16 protein-coding genes are annotated in these 23,199 nt (G+C 47.5%); 5 read left to right on the top strand and 11 right to left on the bottom strand.

Annotated elements, in window-relative coordinates; genetic code table 11:
• Positions 1-106: 106 nt before the first annotated feature.
• On the top strand, positions 107-1,225 hold the full coding sequence (locus tag KFF03_RS16800) for a TRAP transporter substrate-binding protein (protein ID WP_255858075.1): 1,119 nt from the start codon (positions 107-109) through the stop codon (positions 1,223-1,225).
• A 72-nt stretch (positions 1,226-1,297) separates the two neighbouring features.
• On the opposite strand, the gene KFF03_RS16795 is transcribed toward KFF03_RS16800, so the two are convergent.
• From KFF03_RS16795 to hemB, 4 genes are all read right to left on the bottom strand, one after another.
• On the bottom strand, positions 1,298-3,811 hold the full coding sequence (locus KFF03_RS16795; RefSeq protein ID WP_255858074.1) for a ricin-type beta-trefoil lectin domain protein: 2,514 nt from the start codon (positions 3,809-3,811) through the stop codon (positions 1,298-1,300).
• Positions 3,812-3,954: 143 nt separating this feature from the next.
• Positions 3,955-4,518 carry a redoxin family protein gene (locus tag KFF03_RS16790; RefSeq protein ID WP_255858073.1) on the bottom strand — a complete coding sequence of 188 codons (564 nt, stop codon included), beginning with the start codon at positions 4,516-4,518 and terminating at the stop codon, positions 3,955-3,957.
• Between the two features lie 84 nt (positions 4,519-4,602).
• Positions 4,603-6,711 (bottom strand): polyphosphate kinase 1, encoded by a 2,109-nt coding sequence (ppk1, locus tag KFF03_RS16785; protein ID WP_255858072.1) that lies wholly within the window; start codon positions 6,709-6,711, stop codon positions 4,603-4,605.
• Positions 6,712-6,997: 286 nt separating this feature from the next.
• Positions 6,998-8,008 carry a porphobilinogen synthase gene (gene hemB / locus KFF03_RS16780; RefSeq protein WP_255858071.1) on the bottom strand — a complete coding sequence of 337 codons (1,011 nt, stop codon included), beginning with the start codon at positions 8,006-8,008 and terminating at the stop codon, positions 6,998-7,000.
• A 282-nt stretch (positions 8,009-8,290) separates the two neighbouring features.
• Here hemB and KFF03_RS16775 point away from each other — a divergent pair, with 282 nt between their 5' ends.
• The gene (locus KFF03_RS16775) at positions 8,291-8,794 is read left to right on the top strand and encodes a thioesterase family protein (RefSeq protein ID WP_255858070.1); all 504 of its coding nucleotides are present in this window, start codon (positions 8,291-8,293) and stop codon (positions 8,792-8,794) included.
• Between the two features lie 41 nt (positions 8,795-8,835).
• Here KFF03_RS16775 and KFF03_RS16770 read toward each other — a convergent pair whose 3' ends face one another.
• Positions 8,836-9,486, bottom strand: coding sequence for a cupin domain-containing protein (locus tag KFF03_RS16770; protein ID WP_255858069.1), 651 nt, complete (start codon positions 9,484-9,486; stop codon positions 8,836-8,838).
• Positions 9,487-9,690: 204 nt separating this feature from the next.
• Here KFF03_RS16770 and KFF03_RS16765 point away from each other — a divergent pair, with 204 nt between their 5' ends.
• On the top strand, positions 9,691-10,623 hold the full coding sequence (locus KFF03_RS16765; protein WP_255858068.1) for a diguanylate cyclase domain-containing protein: 933 nt from the start codon (positions 9,691-9,693) through the stop codon (positions 10,621-10,623).
• A gap of 85 nt (positions 10,624-10,708) precedes the next feature.
• On the opposite strand, the gene KFF03_RS16760 is transcribed toward KFF03_RS16765, so the two are convergent.
• Positions 10,709-11,704: a branched-chain amino acid aminotransferase gene (locus KFF03_RS16760; RefSeq protein ID WP_255858067.1), complete on the bottom strand. Its 996-nt coding sequence runs from the start codon at positions 11,702-11,704 to the stop codon at positions 10,709-10,711.
• Between the two features lie 414 nt (positions 11,705-12,118).
• Between KFF03_RS16760 and KFF03_RS17710 the strand changes: the two genes are divergently transcribed.
• Complete coding sequence (locus KFF03_RS17710) at positions 12,119-12,625, top strand: type II secretion system protein (protein ID WP_304941514.1); 507 nt, start codon at positions 12,119-12,121, stop codon at positions 12,623-12,625.
• Positions 12,626-12,748: 123 nt separating this feature from the next.
• Here KFF03_RS17710 and KFF03_RS16750 read toward each other — a convergent pair whose 3' ends face one another.
• The 4 genes from KFF03_RS16750 to radA all read right to left on the bottom strand — a co-directional run bounded on the left by KFF03_RS16750 (position 12,749) and on the right by radA (position 20,551).
• Entirely contained in the window at positions 12,749-14,629 is a 1,881-nt protein-coding gene (locus KFF03_RS16750; protein ID WP_255858066.1) for an Ig-like domain-containing protein, read from the bottom strand.
• 240 nt (positions 14,630-14,869) lie between these two features.
• Positions 14,870-18,001 (bottom strand): efflux RND transporter permease subunit, encoded by a 3,132-nt coding sequence (locus KFF03_RS16745; protein WP_255858065.1) that lies wholly within the window; start codon positions 17,999-18,001, stop codon positions 14,870-14,872.
• A gap of 6 nt (positions 18,002-18,007) precedes the next feature.
• Entirely contained in the window at positions 18,008-19,132 is a 1,125-nt protein-coding gene (locus KFF03_RS16740) for an efflux RND transporter periplasmic adaptor subunit (protein ID WP_255858064.1), read from the bottom strand.
• 48 nt (positions 19,133-19,180) lie between these two features.
• Positions 19,181-20,551 carry a DNA repair protein RadA gene (gene radA, locus KFF03_RS16735; RefSeq protein WP_255858063.1) on the bottom strand — a complete coding sequence of 457 codons (1,371 nt, stop codon included), beginning with the start codon at positions 20,549-20,551 and terminating at the stop codon, positions 19,181-19,183.
• 161 nt (positions 20,552-20,712) lie between these two features.
• On the opposite strand from radA, the gene KFF03_RS16730 reads away from it, so the two are divergent.
• A complete protein-coding gene (locus tag KFF03_RS16730) occupies positions 20,713-21,369 on the top strand; it encodes a response regulator transcription factor (RefSeq protein ID WP_255858062.1) in 657 nt (218 codons plus the stop codon).
• Here KFF03_RS16730 and KFF03_RS16725 read toward each other — a convergent pair.
• Positions 21,349-23,058, bottom strand: coding sequence for a hybrid sensor histidine kinase/response regulator (locus KFF03_RS16725; RefSeq protein ID WP_255858061.1), 1,710 nt, complete (start codon positions 23,056-23,058; stop codon positions 21,349-21,351). The genes KFF03_RS16730 and KFF03_RS16725 overlap by 21 nt on opposite strands.
• Positions 23,059-23,199: the final 141 nt, after the last annotated feature.

Raw genomic sequence — 23,199 nt, 5'->3', positions numbered from 1 at the left:
ATCGCTGCGCTGTCGCAACATCCTATTGCTGCTATTAAAAATATACGACTCTCTTACCTTACTAATAATTAATAATATTTATAAAAACAACACAGAGGAATTAAGTGTGAAAATTAAAACCCTTGTTAAATCATTTGGCCTTGGGGCAATTGCAGCGGCAGCATTATTAATCGCCGGTTGTAATAAAGAAGCTCAAACCGAAGGTGCGCAATCATCAGCAGCTGCCCAACAGCAACAAACGTTTAAATGGAAGTTAGTCACTTCCTGGCCAAAAAACTTCCCGGGGTTAGGCACAGCTCCAGAGCGTTTTGCCAGTATGGTAAACGACATGTCCGGTGGCCGTTTAACCATTAAGGTTTATGGTGCGGGCGAACTGGTTCCTGCGTTACAGGTATTTGATGCAGTATCCCAAGGCACTGCAGAGATGGGTCATAGTGGTGCGTATTACTGGAAAGGTAAAACTCCAGCCTCACAATTTTTCACCTCGGTTCCGTTTGGTTTAACTGCACAGGAAATGCATGGCTGGATTCAATACGGTGGCGGACAACAATTGTGGGAAGAAGTGTACGCGCCTTTTAATATCTTACCGATGGCGGGTGGTAACACTGGCGTACAAATGGGTGGCTGGTTTAACAAAGAAATTAACAGCGTTGACGACCTTAAAGGTCTGAAAATGCGTATTCCTGGTATTGGTGGTGAGGTGCTGAAACGTGCCGGTGGTACTCCAGTGACGCTGCCGGGCGGTGAGATTTTCACATCACTGCAAACCGGTGCCATCGATGCCACCGAATGGGTTGGCCCTTACAATGATCTGGCATTTGGCTTGTATAAAGTGGCGAAACACTACTACTACCCGGGCTGGCATGAGCCAGGTTCTATGATGGAATTCACCATTAATAAGCCGGCGTTCGAAGAACTGCCAAAAGATCTGCAGGCCATCGTGCGTGTTGCGGCACAAGCCATTAACCAGGATATGCTGAACGAATACACCACTCGTAACCATGCGGCGCTGGTGGAATTAAAAGAAAAGCACGGTGTTGATGTTCGCCCATTCCCACAGGATGTATTGAATAAACTGAAAGTGTTGTCAGATGAAGTGGTGGCCGAAGTTGCTACCAGTGACGAGCTGACCAACAAAGTATATGAGTCGTTTAAGAACTACCGTGATCAGGTGAAGGCGTATCATGCTGTGAGTGAGCAAGCGTATATTAACGCGCGTGATTAAGTTTTTACTGCTGAACAAAAGAGAAAGCCGGATCAGTTTTGATCCGGCTTTTTTATTGGAGGCTGTTACGTATTAATTACCCATGTCATCAGGATAACCACGCGCAGTCATCGAGTTAGTAAGATACACCGGACTTTTCCCTTTATTAACGGTTTCCACTAAAGATTGTTGTAGAGTATTTAACTCTGCATCCGAGAGCCCAGCGCTGCCATCAATCACTAACGCGAAGTGATAACTCTGCGCCGTCTCACTGGTATCCACATCATCCCAAACCATAACCAGATTACCACTGCCCGGTTGTTTTTTCGGATCAGAAATAACAGCAACTTCGTTATTTTCCTGAGTGAAGGGTGCGTTTACAGTCAAATTTTTGTATACGCCATTTTCTGTGATCACAATCATGTTTGCCGAGTTGATATGACGTGGCACATAAATCTCTGTCGGAGCCGTACTGGTTCGGCCACGCCATGCCAGGAAGGCAAATTTATTATCACGGAAGAATTCACGTTGACTGAACTGGCCTTCCAGGCTGGTGCGAATGGAATGATAAGCCATCACATCATCGGCGCGATCAGGTACTAAGCCTTCGTAAGCAAAGTGCATCAGTTCGCCCTGAACGGCACGCGGATAAGCGCGTTCAATTAAATTGGCGTTGACGTTGTAGCCTTTACCAAAGTTATTAATCACCGAAAAGTCTTCACCGTTCCAGGCATCGTCTTCGGTTTTTAATTCATTTGGATTGCCGTTCTGGAATTCATAATGATTGTCATAATAAATGTCCCACTGCCATTGAGCGCCACTGACTAACGGCGTGTAAAAATCGACAAAACGATCTTTGCCACCTGATTGTGAAGTGTGAGTTCGGTCTGAGGATTCCATCGCTTGATAAGACGCGTTAACCACACGCTCAGTATCGGTATGGCCATAACCGTTAAGCCACATGCCAAACTCCGATTTAAAAACCGCTAAATCCAGAAAGCGGGCTTCGTCACGAATTAAATCCAGATTCTCAAAATGTGCGCCATTACGAGCAACGGTTAAGTTATTCACACCCATACGCGCCTGATCATAAAAGTGAGGGGTAAACACAAAGCCATCTCCCGGTTTGTAATCCAGATAACCACCGCCAGTTGCAGGCGCTACGGCACCCGTAATAGAACTCCAGAACACCATCGGCTCGGTGTAAACCGGTTTTTGGGTAACGCCTTGAGCATCTAACTCAGCACGAACACGTTGATAGAATGGCCATAAAATTAAGTTATCAAACTCGTCATAACTCATCTCTCCGATGCCACCGTCAAACGGTTCGTTAATTGGCTCAAACCCTAATACATGAGCAAACTCATCAACTGTCATATTCTGCTTTATATATTTCGCGACCTGCCCAATTTGCCAAACAAACGCCGATTGTGAATAACTCAGTCCCGCGCCGATGTTGCTGCCATTTTCGACGCTGCGCAGCACGAAGTGCTGACGTTTTTCGACAGTAGAATCATCGTATTCACATTCGCGCAGTTTTAGATTACCGCTGTCGTTAGACACACATTTATTAAAATCCAGTGCGCTGTGCAGGCGCCCTTGTTGGTCGATAATAAATTGCTGCGCTTTACTGTTATTACAGCGGTAGATCTGAATATCGGTGCCATTATCTGTACGGGCACCGGCAACATCGAGACAGATATTCGGGTTTTTAACGGAATGCAGAGTACCGTCGCTGCGGTAGTTCCATTGTTGGTGACTTTGCTGGCTGCATTGCCATGCTAATACGGTGGTTGAATTAGAAGCATCGCCGCCACGGATGTCGGCACACTGGTTACTGTCAGGCAAATACAGCTCGGCCGTTGGCAAGTCTTTGTCCATGATCCAGTGGTCGTACCAGAAAGACTTCATGCCATTACGCACAGAGCTGTTGCTTTGTTTGTGTGCGGCCCAGCTCAGCTGGCATGGTAAACCACAATCGTCGGTGCCGTTCACCGGATGTACGGCCCACTGAGGCGCACCATTACCGGTATTAGCGGAGTTTTGTGTAAAGGTATGGCGGCTGTATAAATCCGAGTGGTAATCGACCAGAACGTACATGCCGTTGTTAATCGCCTGTTTCATATAGGCAATGGCGTTGTCTAAATAGGCGTAATCAATGGTGGTTGGGCCGGTATGAATACCTTCCCAGGCAACGGTGTAACGCACCATATTGCTGCCGACCTGTTTGCCGAGCAGATTGAAGCTGGTTTTAGCGTCTTCAACATTCTGAAACGGCTGGAAACCGTATTGCGCCAGTTTCACTTTACCGGAAACATTAAATCCACGCAGGCTGACTTCACGGCCCAAACCGTCGACAAATACTTTGTCATTCTGATCCTGGAAATTCTTTTTCCGAACGGAAAGCTGTTTAACATCCGCAGATGTCGTAGGCAGTTGGTGGTTTGCCGCTTGGGTATTTTGTGGTGCGGATGTGGAGGTAGGTACAGAAGGCTCTACATCCGGTGGTGGTGTGTTGCTCATTGCCCAAAGTGTTGGCGTGACTAACAGCGGCAGCGAGAGTGCCAGTAACGTTTTTGTGGATAACGTCTGTGTGAATAGGATCATAAGATCACCGTTATTATTATTTTTGTACGAAAGTACAAAAATATAGAATGGAAACGGCTGTTTACTTATGACGACTCAGGCCATTGGCAGCGGTTGGCCTGAGTTGGTGTGTTTATGAGAGGGGTGTTTAAAGGCCGCAAGTTTTAGAGAGATTCCTGTAATAAATATTCGATGGCGCGTTCTATCTTATCAGCCTGGGCATCACCCTGATGCGTTTCGCCGATAAAGCGGTAACGGAGGTTGCCCTGCTTATCCACAAGGTAAAACGCGGGCCAGTAACGGTTATTCAGTGCTTGCCAGTAAGCAAAATCGTTATCCATCATCACCGGGTGCTGGAGCTTGTATTTTTTAATCGCTTTCTCAACTGCACCGCGATTGTGTTCATAGTCAAACTCTGGAGAATGGATGCCAATGACCTGGAAATTATCGTCAGCAAACTTTTCCTCGACCGAATGTAACCATGGAAAACTGCGGTAGCAATTCCAACAAGCTAAAGTCCAGATATCAATCAACAGGACCTTGCCTTTTAAGTCAGCGGTTTTCAGAGGGCTAGAGTTAAGCCAAGCCTGAGAATCCGACTGGGTAAATTCAGGAAGTGGCCCATGTAGCGGCTCTGCCTGGGCATGATTCATACGTCCACCAACCAGCCAGTAAGTAATAGCCAGGGTGAACACCAGTGAGGCAGAAAACCAGGAGAATTTTTTCATGATAAGGCTCGTAAAAACGATGGAATGCCTTATTGGAGCCGCCACGGCAACCGAAGTTCCCGTGGTGGTTTGATGGAGAAAGTGTCAGGCGCTGGTGGCCAGGCTTTCCAGCATCATGGCTTGTGCTTTAATCTGTTCTTCACCTTCTGCCGGTTGCTGGCGGACATAACTGCCATCGGGCTGCAGATCCCAGGCTTGGCAGTTATCCAATGTATAGGCTTCCAGCTCGCGTTTCATTCGTTCCTTCAGTTTGTTGGCCTCTACCGGGAAGCAGGTTTCTACGCGGTTTAATAAGTTACGTTCCATCAGGTCGGCACTGCCAGCGTAGATTTCATCTTTGCCATTATTCTGGAAGTAATACACCCGGGTGTGCTCCAAAAAGCGACCGATAATCGAGCGCACGGAAATATTCTCAGAGACTCCGGGAATACCTGGACGCAGACAGCACATACCACGAATAATCAGCTCAATTTTCACCCCGGCCTGAGAGGCCTTATACAAGGCACGAATTAATTTCGGCTCGGTTAAGCCATTGGCTTTCATACGAATTAATGCGGGTTTGCCTGCTTCCGCATGAGCGCGTTCACGGTCAATCAGTTCCAGCATTTTTTTGTGCAGAGTGAAGGGTGCATGGAACAGCTTTTTAATGCGTAATGCTTCGCCCATCCCGGTCAGTTGCATAAACACTTTATGCACATCTTCACCAATGGAGTCATCGCAGGTCATAAAGCTGTAGTCGGTATACACCCGAGCATTTCCAGCGTGATAGTTACCCGTGCCCATGTGCACATAACGTTTAAATTTATCGCCTTCTTTGCGCACAATCAGCATAACTTTAGCGTGGGTTTTATAGCCCACCACGCCATATACCACCACGGCTCCGGCTTCCTGTAAGCGGTTAGCCAGATATAGGTTATCTTCTTCATCAAAGCGAGCACGCAGCTCAATCACAACTGTGACCTCTTTGCCGTTACGGGCGGCATCTACCAGAGCATTGACAATTTCGGACTTAGCACCGGTACGGTACAGAGTTTGTTTGATTGCACGTACTGCCGGATCTTTTGCTGCTTCGCGCAACATATCCACAACCGGAGTAAAAGATTCAAACGGATGCAGCATTAACGCATCTTTTTCGCGGATGCTTTCAAAAATACTTTTCTTAAAGTTAATATTTTTAGGCAAACCCGGAGTGAATGGTGCGTATTGCAAATCAGGGCGGTTAATCTGAAAAATGGCCTCCATCATTCGGGATAAATTCACCGGGCCATTCACTTTAAATAAATCGTTTTCGTCCAGATTAAACTGGCTTAATAAGAAATCGACCAGTTCATCCGGGCAGTTGTCTGCCACTTCCAGGCGCATCTCTTCACCGAAATTCCGGGAATGCAGCTCGTCTTCTAAGGCGGAGGCTAAGTCGGCGGTATCGTCGTGATCAATTTCTAAGTCGGCATTACGCGTTACGCGGAACTGATAACAGCCTTTGATGGTCATACCCGGGAATAATTCATCGGCGTATTCGTGAATCACCGATGATAAGAAAATAAAGTTATCACCTTTACCTGAACCATTCGGGCAGAGTTCATCCGGTAAGCGAATAATACGCGGCAGCGAACGTGGTGCCGGAATAATTGCCAGACCAGTTTCACGGCCAAACGCGTCTTTTCCATCTAAGGCAACAATAAAGTTTAAGCTCTTATTTACCAGGCGCGGGAATGGATGTGATGGGTCAAGCCCAATTGGGCTGACCAGTGGCTGCACCGATTTTTCAAAATACGCACGAATCCATTCACGCTGTTTTTCGTTCCAGTCCGCACGGCGTAAAAAACGGATATTTTCTTGTTCTAACTCAGGCAGGAGTGTGTCGTTCAGAATGGCGTATTGGCGGGCAACGGTTTGGCTGCACAGCTCATGGATTTCATCCAGAACCTGTTGCGGATGCATGCCATCGGCACCGGCTTGCTCGCGGCGGTAAGCCAGCTGCTGAGTCAGGTTCGCAACCCGAACTTCGTAAAATTCATCCAGGTTTTTGCTGAAAATACAGAGAAAAAATAAACGATCCAATAACGGGTGGCTTTCATCCAGTGCCTGTTCTAACACCCGTAAATTAAACTGCAGATGACTCAGCTCGCGATTAATATAATATTCGCTGCTGGTTAAATCGATGGGTGTTTCCGTTACTTGTTCTTCGCTCATTTTTCTTCCTTATTAATAAGAAATCAGACAGGCTTTAAAAAGCAGCAACAGGATGTTGCGGTAGCCCGGATAGGCCATGGATGGCCGGTTCGGGGCGGCGGCTTAAAGCCTGTCTGGTTTTTTATTACTGCACTGTAGAAACATTGAGATATTGGCTTGCGGGGCGCTACAAGTTCATCCCTGAAGGCTAATCCATCACATCCCTGTGATGGGCCCCTTCATCCAATACCATCAATATTTCTCACATAATTTTTAACCAATACTATTATTGGAAAGATTTTCGCAATTACTTATCTAACCACTCCGCATATTGCTTCGCGTAATAGGTTAAGATGCCATCCGCGCCAGCACGCTTAATACTTAATAAAGACTCATGCATCACGGCGTCATCATCCAGCCAGCCATTCTGAGCAGCCGCTTTGTGCATCGCATATTCACCACTGACCTGATAAACAAAGGTTGGTGCTTTTAATTCATCTTTAATACGGCGCACAATATCCAGATACGGCATCCCCGGTTTTACCATCACCATATCGGCACCCTCAGCTAAATCGAGTGCCACTTCGTGCAGTGCTTCGTCACTGTTGGCCGGGTCCATCTGATAAGTCTTTTTATCCGCTTTACCCAGATTCGCAGCCGAACCCACCGCGTCACGGAATGGGCCGTAATAAGCCGACGCGTACTTCGCCGAGTACGCCATAATGCGGGTGTTTACAAAGGCTTCTTCTTCCAGTGCATCACGAATATCACCAATGCGGCCGTCCATCATGTCCGATGGCGCAACAATATCAGCACCAGCATCGGCATGGGACAAGGCTTGCTGTACTAAGGTATCCACCGTGCGGTCATTTAATACATAACCTTCAGCGTCGATGATGCCGTCCTGACCGTGGGTGGTGAACGGATCCAGCGCCACATCGGTCATTACGCCCATTTCCGGCACCGCGTCTTTAATCGCTCGTACTGCACGTTGAGCCAAACCATTCGGGTTAAAGGCTTCTTCTGCCAGCTCGGATTTCACATCCATTGGTGTTACCGGAAACAGTGCCACGGCCGGAACACCCAGCTTATAAAGATGGCGTACTTCATCAACCAATAGATCGATAGATAAACGCTCAATCCCCGGCATGGATGGAATGGCTTCACGTTCCTGATGGCCCTCTAACACAAACATCGGGTAAATCAGGCTATCCACCGTCAGTTGTGTTTCGCGCATCAAACGACGGGAAAAGTCGTCGCGGCGCATACGGCGCAGCCGGGTTTCTGGGAACATGCGCTGGGCATCGTTAAAAGCCATGGAGTCTCTCCGGGAAATGTACAGATAAGTACACCGATTGTAGCTCGAATCAGTGGCGGGTTAAAAAAGCTGAGTCTGACATATCGCAAACTTTCGTCAGTTGAGCGCACTTTATGGCGTCAATGTTACGCTTTTATGCACAACTAACCTTTTAACTGTGAGCATAAACGTCACTCGTCTTTATCGGTTTGGCAATTTACGGCACCAACCGCTGTGCTTAACAATGACAGTGGCCTGTAAGCAGGCCATAACAAAAAAATAAAAGAGCGCAGGTATAACAAGATGACTGATGACGCAATCGCCGAAGGTTTTAGTCAGGCCGCCGAAGGCTTTACTAAAACGGAGTTGAATCTGGCGAAGAATTTTCTCGATCAGATACCGTTTAATCAGATGCTCGGTCTGCAACCTAAGCGACTGGAAGCGGATCGGTGTGAATTTACTCTGAAAATGCGCGACGATCTGGTGGGTAACTGGTTACAAGGGATTTTACACGGTGGTGCGATTGCCACCGCACTGGATGTTACGGGTGGTGCCATGGCCATGATTGCCGCCTGGCAGCGTTTACATCGCCAGGGCGCTCCTAAAGAAGACCGGCCAAAACAGCTGTCGAAGCTGGGCACCATTGATATGCGTGTGGATTATCTGCAACCGGGCAAAGGTAAGGAGTTTACTTCCAGCGCCACTCTGCTGAGGATTGGCAACAAAGTGGCGGTAACCCGTATGGAATTCCATAACGAAGAGGGCGAGCTGATTGCTGTGGGTACTGGTACCTATCTCTGTGGTTAGGCACCTGTTTATGTGGATAACAGGTGAGTGTCACCGGGTGATTAATCCGGCAAATGCCCAACCTTTACCAGAATCAATGTATCTTGTTCCACATACGGAAAATGTTTGCTGAGATGTGGGCTGCGAATCCAGCTTCCAGCCGGGTAGCGGCCATGTTCATCAATAAACTCGCCTGAGATCACCAGGATTTCTTCACCGCCAAAATGGGTGTGTGGCTGAAAGCGTTCCCCGGCTGGCCAGAAAACCAGCGCGGTGGATTCACCCTTATGTTCGTGTAGCGGCAATACTTTTAAACCACCCATACCCGGCAGGAATTCGGCTTGTTGGGTATCAACCCGAACCTGCTGATGATCGTCTGTCTGAAACTGATGCAGTTTTACAAAAATAGTGCAGCCGTCTTTGCTGAACGGCGCATGGCTGAAACCTTCCGGGTTGCGGAGATAACTGCCCGCCGGGTAGTCACCGGTTTCATCTGAAAATACACCTTCTAAGACAAAAATTTCTTCGCCCTGTGGATGTGGGTGCTCACTGAAACTGGCCCCGGGAAGATATTTCACAATGCTGGTGGCATGACCGCGCTCGGCTTCTTCTCGCGCGAATCGTTTACGCAGCACTCCGGGCATGGGGCTTTGGGTCCATTCCATCTGGTTGCTGTTGATAACAACCCGTTGGCTGAAATCGAGATTAAGCATGATCACGCCCTGCGTTTGAAAAACATCATTATATCCTTATCTATTAATGTGCTGGTGGATCAGTGTGTTGTTGGCCATTGTACTAATGGACTCGGTGCATGATTGGCTTGATGTCGCCATACATTTTAAATGCGGCAGTAATTAACGCTGTCTGAACGGATGTTAGTTGCTTATAATTTAATCAAATCATGCACGGATGGTGATATGGGTTCAGAGTTCCACTCGCAGGTGGAGTGTTTAGCAGCGTTGCTGGATTGCGTACCGGATACGGTATGTGTGATCGACCAGGCGGGTGTGATTATTTACACCAACCGTCGTTGGTCAGAGTTTGCGCTGAAAAATGGTGTGACCAAATCAAACCCGTGGTTAGGAACCGATTATCTTGGGTATTGTAAAAAAGCGGCTGCCCAGGGAGATGATTTTGCCCATGTCGCTTACACCGGCATCACTGATGTGATTTCTGCGAATAAATCAGAATTTGCTTTTGAATATCCATGTCATAGCGATGAAGAAAAGCGCTGGTTTCGCATGTTCGTCTGTGGCTTTCAGGCAAGTGATCAAACCTATTATTTGATTTCTCATACCAATATTACCGAGCGTCGCTCAGTCGAAGAAATGCTGATTGCCCAGGCTCGGGTGGACGGTTTAACCAACATTGCTAATCGTCGCCATCTGGATCAGTTTTTATTGATGGAGTGGCGGCGCTGTTCACGGTTGAAGTCGCCACTGTCGGTGTTGCTTTTCGACATCGACTTTTTTAAGCAATACAACGATCACGAAGGACATCTCGCCGGTGACCAATGCCTGAAGCAAGTAGCGCGTACATTAAATACCCTCAGCCGTCGCCCCAGCGACTTATGTGCGCGTTTTGGCGGTGAAGAATTTGCGTTGGTGCTCGGCAATACCAATTACGAACAGGCCCATGAAATGGCAGAGCGGGCTTTGGAGGCCATCACAGCACTGCAGATTCCTCACCCGGCCTCTGGAGTATCCGAATATGTCACCGTTTCGGTTGGCCTGGCCACGGTGTTACCACAAGATGCCGTTGAAACTGACCGTTTGCTGGCCTACGCCGACCAGATGTTATACAGCGCTAAATCTGCCGGACGTAATTGTATTGCCGGGCATTTGGTCTGATTAACAGCCACAAAAAAGCCGCTTCATATTCCCCGGCCAGAGGAATATCAAAGCGGCTTTTTTATTCGGTGTTTTTTAAAAGGCCTTAAACCTTCTGCAGCCAACCAAACTTATCTTCAGCTTTGCCCCACTGAATATCATTCAGTGCCTGACGCAGCTTCTGAGTGGTTTCCCCCGGCTCACCCGACCCAACGGTGATTTCTTCACCGTTATGAATCAGAGTGCCGACGGACGTTAATACCGCCGCTGTGCCGGACAGGGCAGCTTCAGTGCCCGGCTTCTTGGCACGCTCAATCAGTTCATCAACAGTGAAGTTGCGCTCGGTGACAGTCATGCCCATATCGCGCGCCAGCGTCAGAATCGAATCACGGGTAATGCCGTGTAAGAAGCTGCTGTCTAACGCTTTGGTGATGATCTCGTTACCGTCGATCAGGATAAAGTTAGCTGCACCGGTTTCCTGTACGTCACCGTTCGGGCAGAACAGAATCTGGTCGGCATTGTGTTCCTTACGTGCTTGCAGAATCGGGCCTAAGGCGCTGGCGTAGTTACCGCCGCTTTTGATCATGCCCATGTGTGGCGCGCAACGCATACCGTCTTCTTCTAACAGCAAGCGTAATGGCTTGGCACCACTTTTGAAGTAATCGCCCACCGGTGAGATCAGCACGTACATCACGGAAGACTCCGACGGAGCAGCCGCTTTACCAATGGCTGCTTCAGTACCGATATGGGTTGGACGAATGTACATCGAACCCGGCGGTGCCGGTACTTCGTCGGCGTACAAGGCAACGATATCTTTAATCATCTGCCCCAGCTGTGCCTGATCAATTTCAGGCAAGAACAACAGCTCACTGCTTTGTGCCATACGTTTGATGTTGGCATCCATACGAAACACATTAACGCTGCCGTCTGCGTGTTTAAACGCCTTCAGGCCTTCAAAGCAGGTGCTTGAATAATGTAAGACATGAGCACCTGGATGAAATTCTAATTTGTCAGATGGAACAATGCTTGAAGCAGTCCAGGAGTTGTTTTCGAAAGTTGCCAGTGCCATTTTCGGCATGAAAACTGTTCCAAATGCGGCCATATCTCTTCTTAACCTCAGGTGTGAAAGCCCGGTGGAGGCTTCCTGACTCAATCTTATTGCTCAGCGTTGCTGATGATGCTCTGACGATGGCAAGGCTATCAAGGGTGCACGAGAAGCTGCCTTCCTGGTGATTACAACTTCTGCTTTGCTATGTGCCGCTGAGTTCGACACGAGGGGCCAGAGGGTATTCTGGTGAGGTTTGCCATCTTGTGAACGGCTCGCCTGAGTGATAGCAACAAAGCCACCGGCGCTCTGTTACAGAGAAAACGCTGGTTGTCTGAATTTGGTGCAGGATTATCCCTTATTTTCGATCGTATGGCTCGCACTTCTTTAGTGAAAGATTCGATTTAGTGCTCCACTTCTGGCGGTGCTGCTATATTTATCGATAGTGAATGTGTCGCATGGAATAAAGTCATGAGTAAACCTAAGGGTTTTACATTAATCGAGCTGGTGGTTGTTATCGTTCTTATCGGGACGCTGGCAGTGTTTGTATTGCCGCGATTTGCCAGTGTTGAGGATGATGCCAATGCGGCTTTGGTATCGGCAACAGGCGGCTCGTTCAGAAGTGCCATTGCTCTGGCTCATAGTAAATGGGTCGCGGGTGGTCATAGTGGACCTGTGGATAACCTGGACCTGTACGGTACTGGCACCAACCTGATGGATATGAACAGTGCTGGCTGGCCTGCACAAAGTTACTTTCCGTTCGAGTCCAATCCTCAGCTCAACAATGTCGCTGATTGCCAGTCGGTTTGGCGGGCGATTCTGCAAGATGGTTCACCAACGGTGGCCAGTAACACCTCAGAGGATTTTCAGGCGTCTTATAGTTCGAATACCTGCACCTATGCTCTGGTTGAAGAACCTGCGTATTCGATTTTTTATGATTCCAGAACGGGTGAAGTGACGATTGATGTAACGTTGTGAATAGTTGCTGATAGACAGGGTTTCCAACAAAAAAATGGCAGGCGATTTTATATCGCCTGCCATTTTTATTGTCGTTCGAAAATGTTAAAGCAGCCCAGCTTGGGCAGCTTTAATTAGAGTGGTTTATCTTTCACGAACACAAGCGGTTAGTGTATTGTTACTATCTGGGTCACGAAGATTGCCGTTACTGTCCGAAGACAATGATAGTACATAGGGCTGCTCACCCTCTAAGGTTGATGTCCAGTAAGGTTCTCCGGATATATTCCAATTGTCCGGATCAATTTTGTATAGCTGTTTCAGCTGTTCAAGGCTCGGTAATCTCCAGTCCTGATGACCGTTATAATTAACGAGATTACAGTAGTCACTGGCTTGATAATAATTCATTTGTGACACATGTCGTGTATCTGAACTTGAATCGGTTAGCTGGTCAAAACCTAACCATTCTGCTTGGTAGATACTGATAGGGCCAGAGAACTCAAGTTCTTGACTATTGAAGGGTATATTTAAGATTTCTCTATTGGAAAGTTGCATAACGAATGGGTCTGTCAATCCGTTATAAGAAGCTTCAATGATTGCTGATACGCTTCGGGACTTATCACCAAAATTATAAAAATTTAGTTGATCGTCTGCATTAATAGTTAGATTGGGCATGTCTTCTGAATCCGTTATCAGAATTGAATCAAAAAAGCTTCCTCCTAACCTGAATTGTATGTCCCATGTCAGTTCTTCATTTTTTTCTATATCTTGTTCAATCGAACCATCGGTATAAACCCCGACTACTTTCATATCTTTTGAATAGCCTGGAGTAATGATCTGGCTTTTGCTTCCAGCCTTAATGACGATGCTTTCAATTTCTTTTGGTTTTATGGTGATGGTTTTGCTATTACGTGCTCCAGCAAACGTTGTTAATGCCGAAATAGTAACCTGACCTTCCGATATACCTCGTACAACACCAGACGATGTAACAGTTGCAATCGCTGGGTCACTGCTTTGCCAAAATACCTGATCATTGGCCGAAACATCGTATTTTTCATCAGAGCTAAAACCGGCAATGGCTTTAAACTGAATCGATTTTCCTAATGGTTGACTATTAGGGGCTTCAATTTCAAATGACGTTAATAATGCACGTGTTACCGTAAATACAGGTTTGTTATCACTACTGATCATATCGTTGAATGTTGCGCTGATTTGTCCTTCATCAATCACAATACCTTTAAACACGCCATTACCTAGTGAGGTAACAATATTGGGGGTTTCACTTTTCCAGCTGATCTGGTTGGTAATATCTTTCTCTGTGTTGTCAGAATAATAGCCGGTAGCGGTAAATTGTTGAGTGAGGCCTTTAGGTTTGCTGATGATATCCGGACTAATAGAGAAATTAATAAGAACGGCTCTGGTAGCATTAATAGTATTACTACCCGATGATTTTACGTTGCCCAAGCTCGCAGTAACCGCTGTAACACCTTCGCTCAATGCTGTTATGACTCCTTTGTCATCAAACGAGATGATACCCTCTACAGAACTATTCCAGTTAATATCGGAATTACCCGTCAGGTCGTGAATTGATCCATCTGAATAGCCACCTTCAACCTCAAACTGACCGCTCTGTCCTAAAGGAATATTAAAGCTTCCGGGTCTTAGCGTAAGAGACGTTAATGTCGCATCTGTAATCGTTGCCGTCACTTCTTCAACAAGGCCGATATAGGTTGCTTGAATGATCGCTTGTCCTTTACTAATACCTGTTACTACTCCAGTGATTGGATCAACTGTTGCAATTTCAGGGTTCATACTTTCCCAAACCGCAGTAACATGGTTAATCGTTGAACCATCATCATAGAATAAATCGGCATTTAATGGCGTTGTTAAACCAACGGGTAAGGTGTTCACCTCAGAAGTGATTTGTAAGACTGTCGGTTTCGGTGAATCATCATCACTATCCGAGCAAGCGGTCAGCATCAATATCATGCTGAAGATCGTTAATATCGATAGGTAGCGTTTAAGCATAGGTAAACTCTCCATTTTCCTTTGAGGGTTTCCCGTAGATGGGAAAGGGGTTTTAAGCTGATGAAGAGTATAGAGAGGCGCATTTCGGGGAGTATGCAGAATCCGCAAAACAAGACGGCGAATGCCAGAATTAACAAAGTTTTATTTTTGTGTTCTTGAATGTTTGTTAATAAAAGCCATAAAAAAACGCCATCAAACCGTTGTTTGATGGCGTTCTTATTTTTCGATTAAAGCGAGAGATTATTCGCTGGTCTGAACGTCGCTGACTTTCGCGCCACCTTTCAGTTTTTCCCGCAGACTTTGCATAATCACATACAATGCGGGAATCAGCATAATGCCAATCACGGTGGCGAATAACATACCGGACAACACCACGACACCAATCGAAATTCGGCTCATGGCACCGGCGCCGCTGGCGACCACTAATGGCGCAACACCCAGAATAAAGGAGAAAGCCGTCATTAATACCGCACGGAAGCGCAGGTTAGCCGCTTCTGCCGCAGCGTCGAGAATCGACAGGCCTTCTTCATGCCGTTGCTTGGCAAACTCGACAATCAGAATAGCCGATTTACTCGCCAAGCCAATTAACATCACTAAGCCCACCTGAGCATACAGATTGTTATCAATGCCGGGAATTAAATACAGCGGTAACATCGCACCCATAATAGCAACCACCACCGATAACATTACCGCCATCGGAATGGTCCAGCTTTCGTATTGCGCCACTAAGAACAGGTAAGCAAATAATAACGACAGCGAGAAAATCACCACCACTAAACCCGAGGCTTCTTGTTCTTGTTGTGCGGTGCCCATCCATTCCAGGCCATAACCGTCCGGTAGCGTTTCTGCCGCCAGACGTTCCACTTCGGCAATGGCATCACCCGAGCTGAAACCGATTTCCGGGGTGATCACCAGCTTAGCAGTACGGTACAGGTTAAAGCGGTCCAGCTGTTGCGGGCCAAGAATCTGTTCGATATTCACCAGTGAACCGACCGGTACCATGTGTCCGGTAGTGGAGCGCACATAAATAGCGTTGATGTCCGAAATAGTATTTCGGAACTCACTCTCGGCCTGAATCATCACCCGGAAATTACGACCCAACATATTAAAGTCGTTAACGTAAACCGAGCCTAACTGGCTTTGTAAGGTGGCAAATAAATCCGACAGTGACACTTTTAGCGCCTGTACTTTCTGGCGATCAATGGTCATGTGTAGTTGCGGGTTGCTGGCGTTATAACGGGTATAAGCCTGTTTTACTATTTCGGAATTATTCAGTGCAAGAATAAACGCGCTGGAAACCTGAGCCAGTTCCTGTGGAGTACCACTGCCTAAATCCAGCAGGTTGGCTTCCAGGCCACCGGCATTACCCAAACCAGGAATGGGTGGCGGTGGGAAACCAAAGGCGTTAGCACCGGGTTCTTGTTTCAGCACTGTGTTCATTTCACCGAAGACTTTGTACCAGGGCAGATCTTCACGTTCCGACCAGTCATCCAGTACCGGCAACATAAAGGCACTGGAAGAAGAAGCGGCACCGGCCAACAGGCTGAAGCCAGAAATCAGCATGGTACGGTCGACCCCTTCCAGCTGACGCACGCTTTCATCTAATCCCAATGCCAGTTCATCAGTACGGTTTAATGAGGCACCCTGAGGCAGAGATACATCGACAAAAAACGCGCCCTGATCTTCGTAGGGAATAAAGCCGGTTGGTGTGTTGCTGAATAAAAATGCGGTCATTAATGCGATTACGCCCAGGCTGCCCAGCGCCACACTTTTACGGGTATTCAGGAATACCGCGCCTTTCATATATTTGCCGCGAATTTTATCAATCTGACGATCAAACCAGGCAAAGAAGCCTTTGCTCTCACCTTCTGGTTTTAATAACAGTGCACATAAAGCAGGAGATAACGTCAGAGCGTTAATCGAGGAGAACACCACGGCGACAGAAATGGTCACCGCAAACTGAGTGTACAGTTCACCGGTTAAACCCGGCATAAAGGCGACTGGCACAAATACCGCCAGCAAAACCAGGGTGGTGGCGACCACCGGGCCAAACACTTCGACCATGGCTTTTTCGGTGGCGGTCACCGAATCGAGATTATCTTCGGCCATATGACGTTTGACGTTTTCCACCACCACAATGGCATCGTCAACCACGATACCAATGGCAAGAATCAGGGCGAATAACGAAATGGTGTTAATCGAAAAGCCCGCTACTGATAGCGCGATAAAGGTACCAATTAACGACACCGGAATGGTGGCAGAAGGAATTAACGTCGCGCGTAAATCGCCAAGGAATAAGTAGGTGACAGCTACAACCAACACAAAGGTCATGGCCAGGGTGCTGATCACTTCAGAAATGGAAGCACGAACAAAATCGGTGGAGTCATAAAACACCTGATATTCCATATCTTCCGGGAAGAACTGATTCAGACGCTCCAGTTCGGCATACACCTGATCGGCGACATCCAGTGCGTTAGCGCCCGGGCTTTGGTACACCGCAAAGGGCACACCACTGCCGCCGTTAATGTGCATATTCACCGCGTAGCTTTGTGAGCCCAGTTCGATACGGGCCACGTCTTTCAGGTACAACAATCCACCGTCATCGCCGGAGCGAACAATAATATTGCCGAATTCCTCTGGGGTCGTTAACCGGCCCTGTGCGGTAATGGTGTATTGAAATTGCTGTTCGTCTTTTAATGGTGGTGCACCAATCTGACCTAATGCCGCCTGCACACTTTGGCTTTGAATGGCGTTGTTCACATCTTGCGGAGTCAGCCCCAGGCCGCGCAGTTGATCCGGGTCGAGCCAGACACGCATGCCGTATTCCATGCTGCCAAACTGGTTAGCACCACCCACGCCGTTAATCCGGGAAATGGCATCTTCGATATACACCGATGAGTAGTTACTCATGTACAGGTTATCGTGAGTACCGCCAGGTGACGTCAGGGCAACCACCATTAACATATTACTGGCTTGTTTCTCGGTGGTGACCCCCATACGCACCACTTCCTGTGGCAGGCTGGGTTGTGCCAGAGCCACGCGGTTTTGCACGTTAACTGCGGCCATATCCGGGTCAGTACCCACTTCAAACGTAATGGTCAGGCTGTAGCTGCCGTCATTACCACTGACGGAGTTCATATACAGCATGTCATCCACACCGTTGACCATAGCTTCAATCGGGGCGGCGACCGACTGCTCAACGGCTAATGCGTTGGCACCGGTATAGGTAGCGGTGACTTTAACCTGCGGTGGCGTAATCTCCGGGTATTGGGTTACCGGTAACGCGGTTAAGGCCAATAAACCGGCAATCATAATGACGATGGAAATAACCAGCGCAAATTTGGGGCGACGAATAAAAAACAGGGAGAACATAAATTATTACTCCGCGTCAGGAATCACGATCGTGGCGTTGACCGTTTCGCCGACCTGCACTTTCTGCAGGCCTTCCGTGATCACTTGCTCACCTTCGTTTACACCACTTTTAACCACCCACAATCCACGAATCTGTTGGCTCAGGTCGACACGGCGTTGTTCTACTTGCTGCTGATCATTAACGATCATGACAAAAAAGCCGTCTTTATCGCGTTGCACGGCCGATTGTGGAATCGCCAATACTTTCGGAATATTTTTTGGCTCAATTTGTACGCGCACATATTGGCCCGGCAGCAATAAACCCTCTGGGTTTTTGAACACCGATCGAACGGTAACGGTATCGGTTTCCGTCGATACCATTGGGTCAATAAAATCGAACTCACCGTCGTAGGGGTAGGTTTTGCCATCGGATAACGTCAGGCGGGCAATCACTTTTTCATTTTCTTCCAGCTGCATGGCGCGACGACGGATATCAACCAGCAGTTTGTCGCTCAGGGCAATTTCGACATAAATCGGATCTTGCTGAGCGACAGTGACCAACGTGCCTGAATTCGGATTCACCACGTTGCCTTCGTTAATGGTGGCTTTACCAATACGGCCGGTAATCGGGCTGTAAATATCGGTATAACCTAAGTCCAGTTCGGCCTGTCTTACTCCGGCTTTGGCTGCCATCACAGCCGCCGCCGCCTGATCTCGCGTGGCTTCAGCTGTACCTAATTCGGATTCTGAAATGGCATTGGTGACGATCAGTGTTTTATAACGTTTTAAATCGGTTTCGGCTTGTTTCAGGTTGGCTCTGGCGCTGGCAAGATCGGCCTGGCGTTGCTGTAACTGAACTTCGTAGGAGTCTTTTTCAATCTGAAATAACAGCTCGCCTTCGTTCACGGTAGAACCTTCGATAAAGGCCTGCTGCTCAAGGATGCCCGTTACCCGCGGCACAATATCAATACGGCTGGCAGCAACAACGCGCCCGGGTGTGTCGTATTGACGTGACAGAGGTTGGCTTTGAATGGTTTCAACAATGACTGCAGTATGTTGTTCCGTATTGGTTTGTTTATCTTCGGCCAGAGCTGGCAGAGAAGTAGCGCCGAGAAGAGCAGTGATTGCCAGACCGGGGAGTAGGTATTTCATACGGGGTTTCATATGGGTGCATTCCTTGTTAAATCCACACGTAGAGTATCAGATTCGTTCGATGGCTTGTTGCAGTTTTTCCACGCCGATGACTTCCATGCCTGCAATAGGCTGACGCGGCATATTGCCTTTCGGAACAATGGCGCGTTTAAAGCCGTGTTTGGCTGCTTCTTTAATGCGTTCTTGTCCGGAAGGCACCGGCCGAATTTCTCCTGATAAGCCCACCTCACCAAACACAATTAAGTCTTGTGGCAAAGGTTGGTTACGGAAGGATGACAAGGCCGCTAACAGCAACGCCAGGTCCGCAGCGGTTTCGGTGACTTTGACACCACCAACGACGTTAATATAGACATCCTGATCACCGAGGTGAATACCGCCGTGGCGGTGCATGGCGGCAAGTAATAAATTTAACCGATTCTGATCCAGGCCAACTGCCACACGTTTTGGATGACCAAAATGACTGTCGTCGACCAGCGCCTGAATTTCTACCAATAACGGTCGGGTGCCTTCCCAGATCACCATGACAACACTGCCAGCCGCCGGTTCTTCGGAACGTGATAAAAAGATGGAGCTGGGGTTTTTGACTTCTTTTAAGCCTTGTTCGAGCATGGCAAATACACCCAGCTCGTTAATAGCACCAAAGCGGTTTTTAATGCCACGCAACGTACGGAAACGGCTGTCGCCGGAGCCTTCCAGCATGATGGAGCAGTCGATCATATGTTCCAGCACCTTCGGGCCAGCAATGGTGCCGTCTTTGGTTACATGGCCCACCAGAAATAATACCGTGTTGGTTTGTTTGGCAAAACGGGTTAAATAGGCGGCACTTTCGCGTACCTGAGACACACTGCCCGGAGCCGATTCAATGCCATCCACATGCATCACCTGAATAGAATCGATCACCACAATTTTGGGCTGATGCTGCTGTAAGGTTTTGGTTAAGCGCTCGACATTGGTTTCGCTCAGCATATTCAGCTGATCCATCGGCAGGCCTAAACGTTGAGCGCGTCGTGCCACCTGCTGCAGGCTCTCTTCGCCGGTGACGTATAAGGCTGGCATTTGAGATGCCAGATGACACAATGTTTGCAGCAGTAGTGTGGACTTACCCGCCCCCGGATGACCGCCAATCAGAATGGCCGAGCCGGGCACTAACCCTCCGCCTAATACCCGGTCGAATTCCTGCATACCGCTGGAAAAACGCGGCACTTCATTGAGGTTTACTTCATTAAGGCGTTGTACCCCCTGCTCGGCAGCGGCTCCGGCGTAACCACTAAAGTTGGCCTCGCGGCTGGTGGTTTTGGCGGCTGAAACCACAAATTCCTGCAACGTATTCCAGGCGCCACAACCGGTGCACTGACCTTGCCATTTGGTGTGATCTGCACCACAGTCATTACACACATACGCTGTTTTTTTCTTTGCCATGGGAATTTCCTGAAACTTTTACGGCGGGTGGCCCTCGATAACTAACAGATTTTACAGAATTGAAAACAAATGTGGGCTGATATCAGGTTAGAATCAGCATGAATTAATTAGTGACAAGCAAAACAGTAAATGCTTATGCAGTTATTTAATGGCATCGCCTTATGAAAGTCCTTCATCTGGATGATCATGTATTATTCACCGAAGGGCTGAAAGCCGTACTCAGTCATCAGTACGGTTACGATGTGCATTGCGCCAACAATATGGAACAAGCGTTGGGCGCTCTTACGGATGAAACAGATTTCGAATTGATTCTGGTGGACCTGACCATGCCAGGTCTGGATGGTATGGCCTTTATCGAAAGCCTGCTGGAACGCAATGTGTTTATTCCTTTTGTGGTGTTATCCGCCTCTGAAGATTTATGGGCTATCCGTAAAGCGATGGAGAAAGGAGCTGCGGCTTTTATTCCGAAAGCGCACAGCAGCCAGGAAATTGTTAGCATTCTTCAGGATGTGATGGCGGGTAATATGTATTTGCCCAAAACGATTGAAGAAGGGCTGGCTTCGCTGCCGGAAAATGAACCGGGTTGTGACGTGCACAAACTGATGGCGAGTTATCGTTTGGGTAAACGTCAAATGGATGTGCTGAAGCTGATGCAGCAAGGTTATTCCACAGATGATATTGCTCAGGTACTTAACCTGAGCCGTAATACCATTAAAACCCATACAAAAACATTATTTACCTCATTTAATGTGAATAACCGGCTTGAGTGTGTGCGTTATGCCGAGCGTACCGGTTTATTAAATGGTGTTTTGAAGTAGCCGGTGGCAGGCAATACGTAGCTGAGCGGCGCGCACGGGCTTATGCAATATTAATGGCCCTTGCTGTTGCGCCGTTTGAAGCGTCACCGGGTTGGTATCACCGGTTACTAATAATGAAGGTATCGGAGAGCGCGACTGTTGATGAATGGCCGAGATGGCATCTGTTCCTTTTTTCCCATCATTCAAATGTAAATCTGAAATAATCAAATCCACCGACTGCTCGCGTGTAAATGCGATAGCCGCTTCGGGAGTTTCAAAGCTATGGGCATTCGCCCCCCATTGTGTGAGCAATTCGGTTAATGCCTGACGAATGGATTGCTCGTTATCAAGAATGACAATCTGTTTTCCCTGAAAGGCGTTATAGCCCAGAGCTTTTTTCTCTGCTGTCGAGATCAGCTGTTGATTACCCAGTGGCACGGTAATGCTGAAGCAACTGCCTTCTCCCGGTACGGATGATACTTCTACTTTCCAGTCCTGAAGTAAACATAAGCGTTGAACAATGGATAAGCCCAAACCTAAGCCATGTTTATGCGTGGTGTCGTGTTCCTGAAGTTGATGAAACTCGGTAAAAATATCTTGTAGTTGATCTTGGGGAATACCAATACCCGTATCCTGTATAGACACCGTTAACCAATCTCCATGTTGGCGGGTTGATAGCGTAATAGCGCCATGATCAGTGTAGTTCACGGCGTTGTTTAATAAGTTACTGATGACCCGATTAAATAAAACCGGATCAACGTACATCGCATCGTGTGCACAGCGGGTGTACAGGTCGATGCCTTTATGATGGCACAGGGCTTTATATTGATCGGCTAACTGTTGTAGCTGCTGATCAGAAAAAAGATGTTCCGGTTTCGGTTGAATATTTTTGGCTTCCAGACGAGAGATATCCAACAGGCTATCTAAAAAATCAGAAATATTATTAATGCTGGATTGTAATTTCCCCATGGTAGGGTCTGCCTGAAGCTGGTGGCGTTCAGATAACGCGTTAGAAAATAATTCAATGGCTTGCAGCGGCTGGCGTATATCGTGGCTGGCAACCGCAAGAAAATGTGATTTTGCCTGATTGGCTTTTTCAGCACTTTGTTGAGCTTTTTCAACCTGCAACTTGTACTGAATACCAAGAATATTCAGCTTAAAAATACGCCAGCCAGCAATAATGCAGGTGCTCCAGAAGAAAAAAACTAAAAAAATCAGGTAAGGACTTACTTGGTCTGATGCCATACGAACAATGACAGAAAAAATCGGGATGCTGATATAAGCATAAAAAGACTCAATGTAGAGCGCCATCACCGAAACCGGGGCCAAACACATTGCAATCATGATGATAATCAGCGCATTTAAATAAGCGCCATCGGTTTGCGGTAATAACACATGGGGAGACAAGGCAAGAAATGCCGCAAAGCAGCTGATGGAGAATAGCAGAGGCCATTTCCAGAAAGTGGCAGAGGTTTTATCTCTTAACAAAAAATAAGCAGCGTAAAGCAGAGTAATGAGTACGGCATTCAGTGCCATTGCGGTAAACCAAATTGATGAACCTTGGCCATTGGCATCAAAGGTATAACACAACACAAAGCAGGTAATAAATCCGCCAATAAAATGCGGAATAATTTCCAGCATAAAGGTTTTCAGGCGTTCAGACTCAACTGCTGTCAGCAGCTCAGATTTAACAACTCGTTGAATAAACACGGCAAATGAAATCAGTTAGCGGGAATAATGACGGACAACTATCTTGAGAAGCTCTGTCTTGAAAAACTCTGATAGCTGGGTGTCATGCCAAATGGAATGTTGGCAAGTTTGGCGTAGTACGGACAAAGTAAAGACAACCTC

Origin of the sequence: Bacterioplanoides sp. SCSIO 12839, assembly GCF_024397975.1 — a bacterium.
GTDB lineage: Bacteria > Pseudomonadota > Gammaproteobacteria > Pseudomonadales > Oceanobacteraceae > Bacterioplanoides.
Note: the sequence above shows the minus strand (reverse complement) of the source record. Positions and strands in the feature narration are given on the sequence as shown.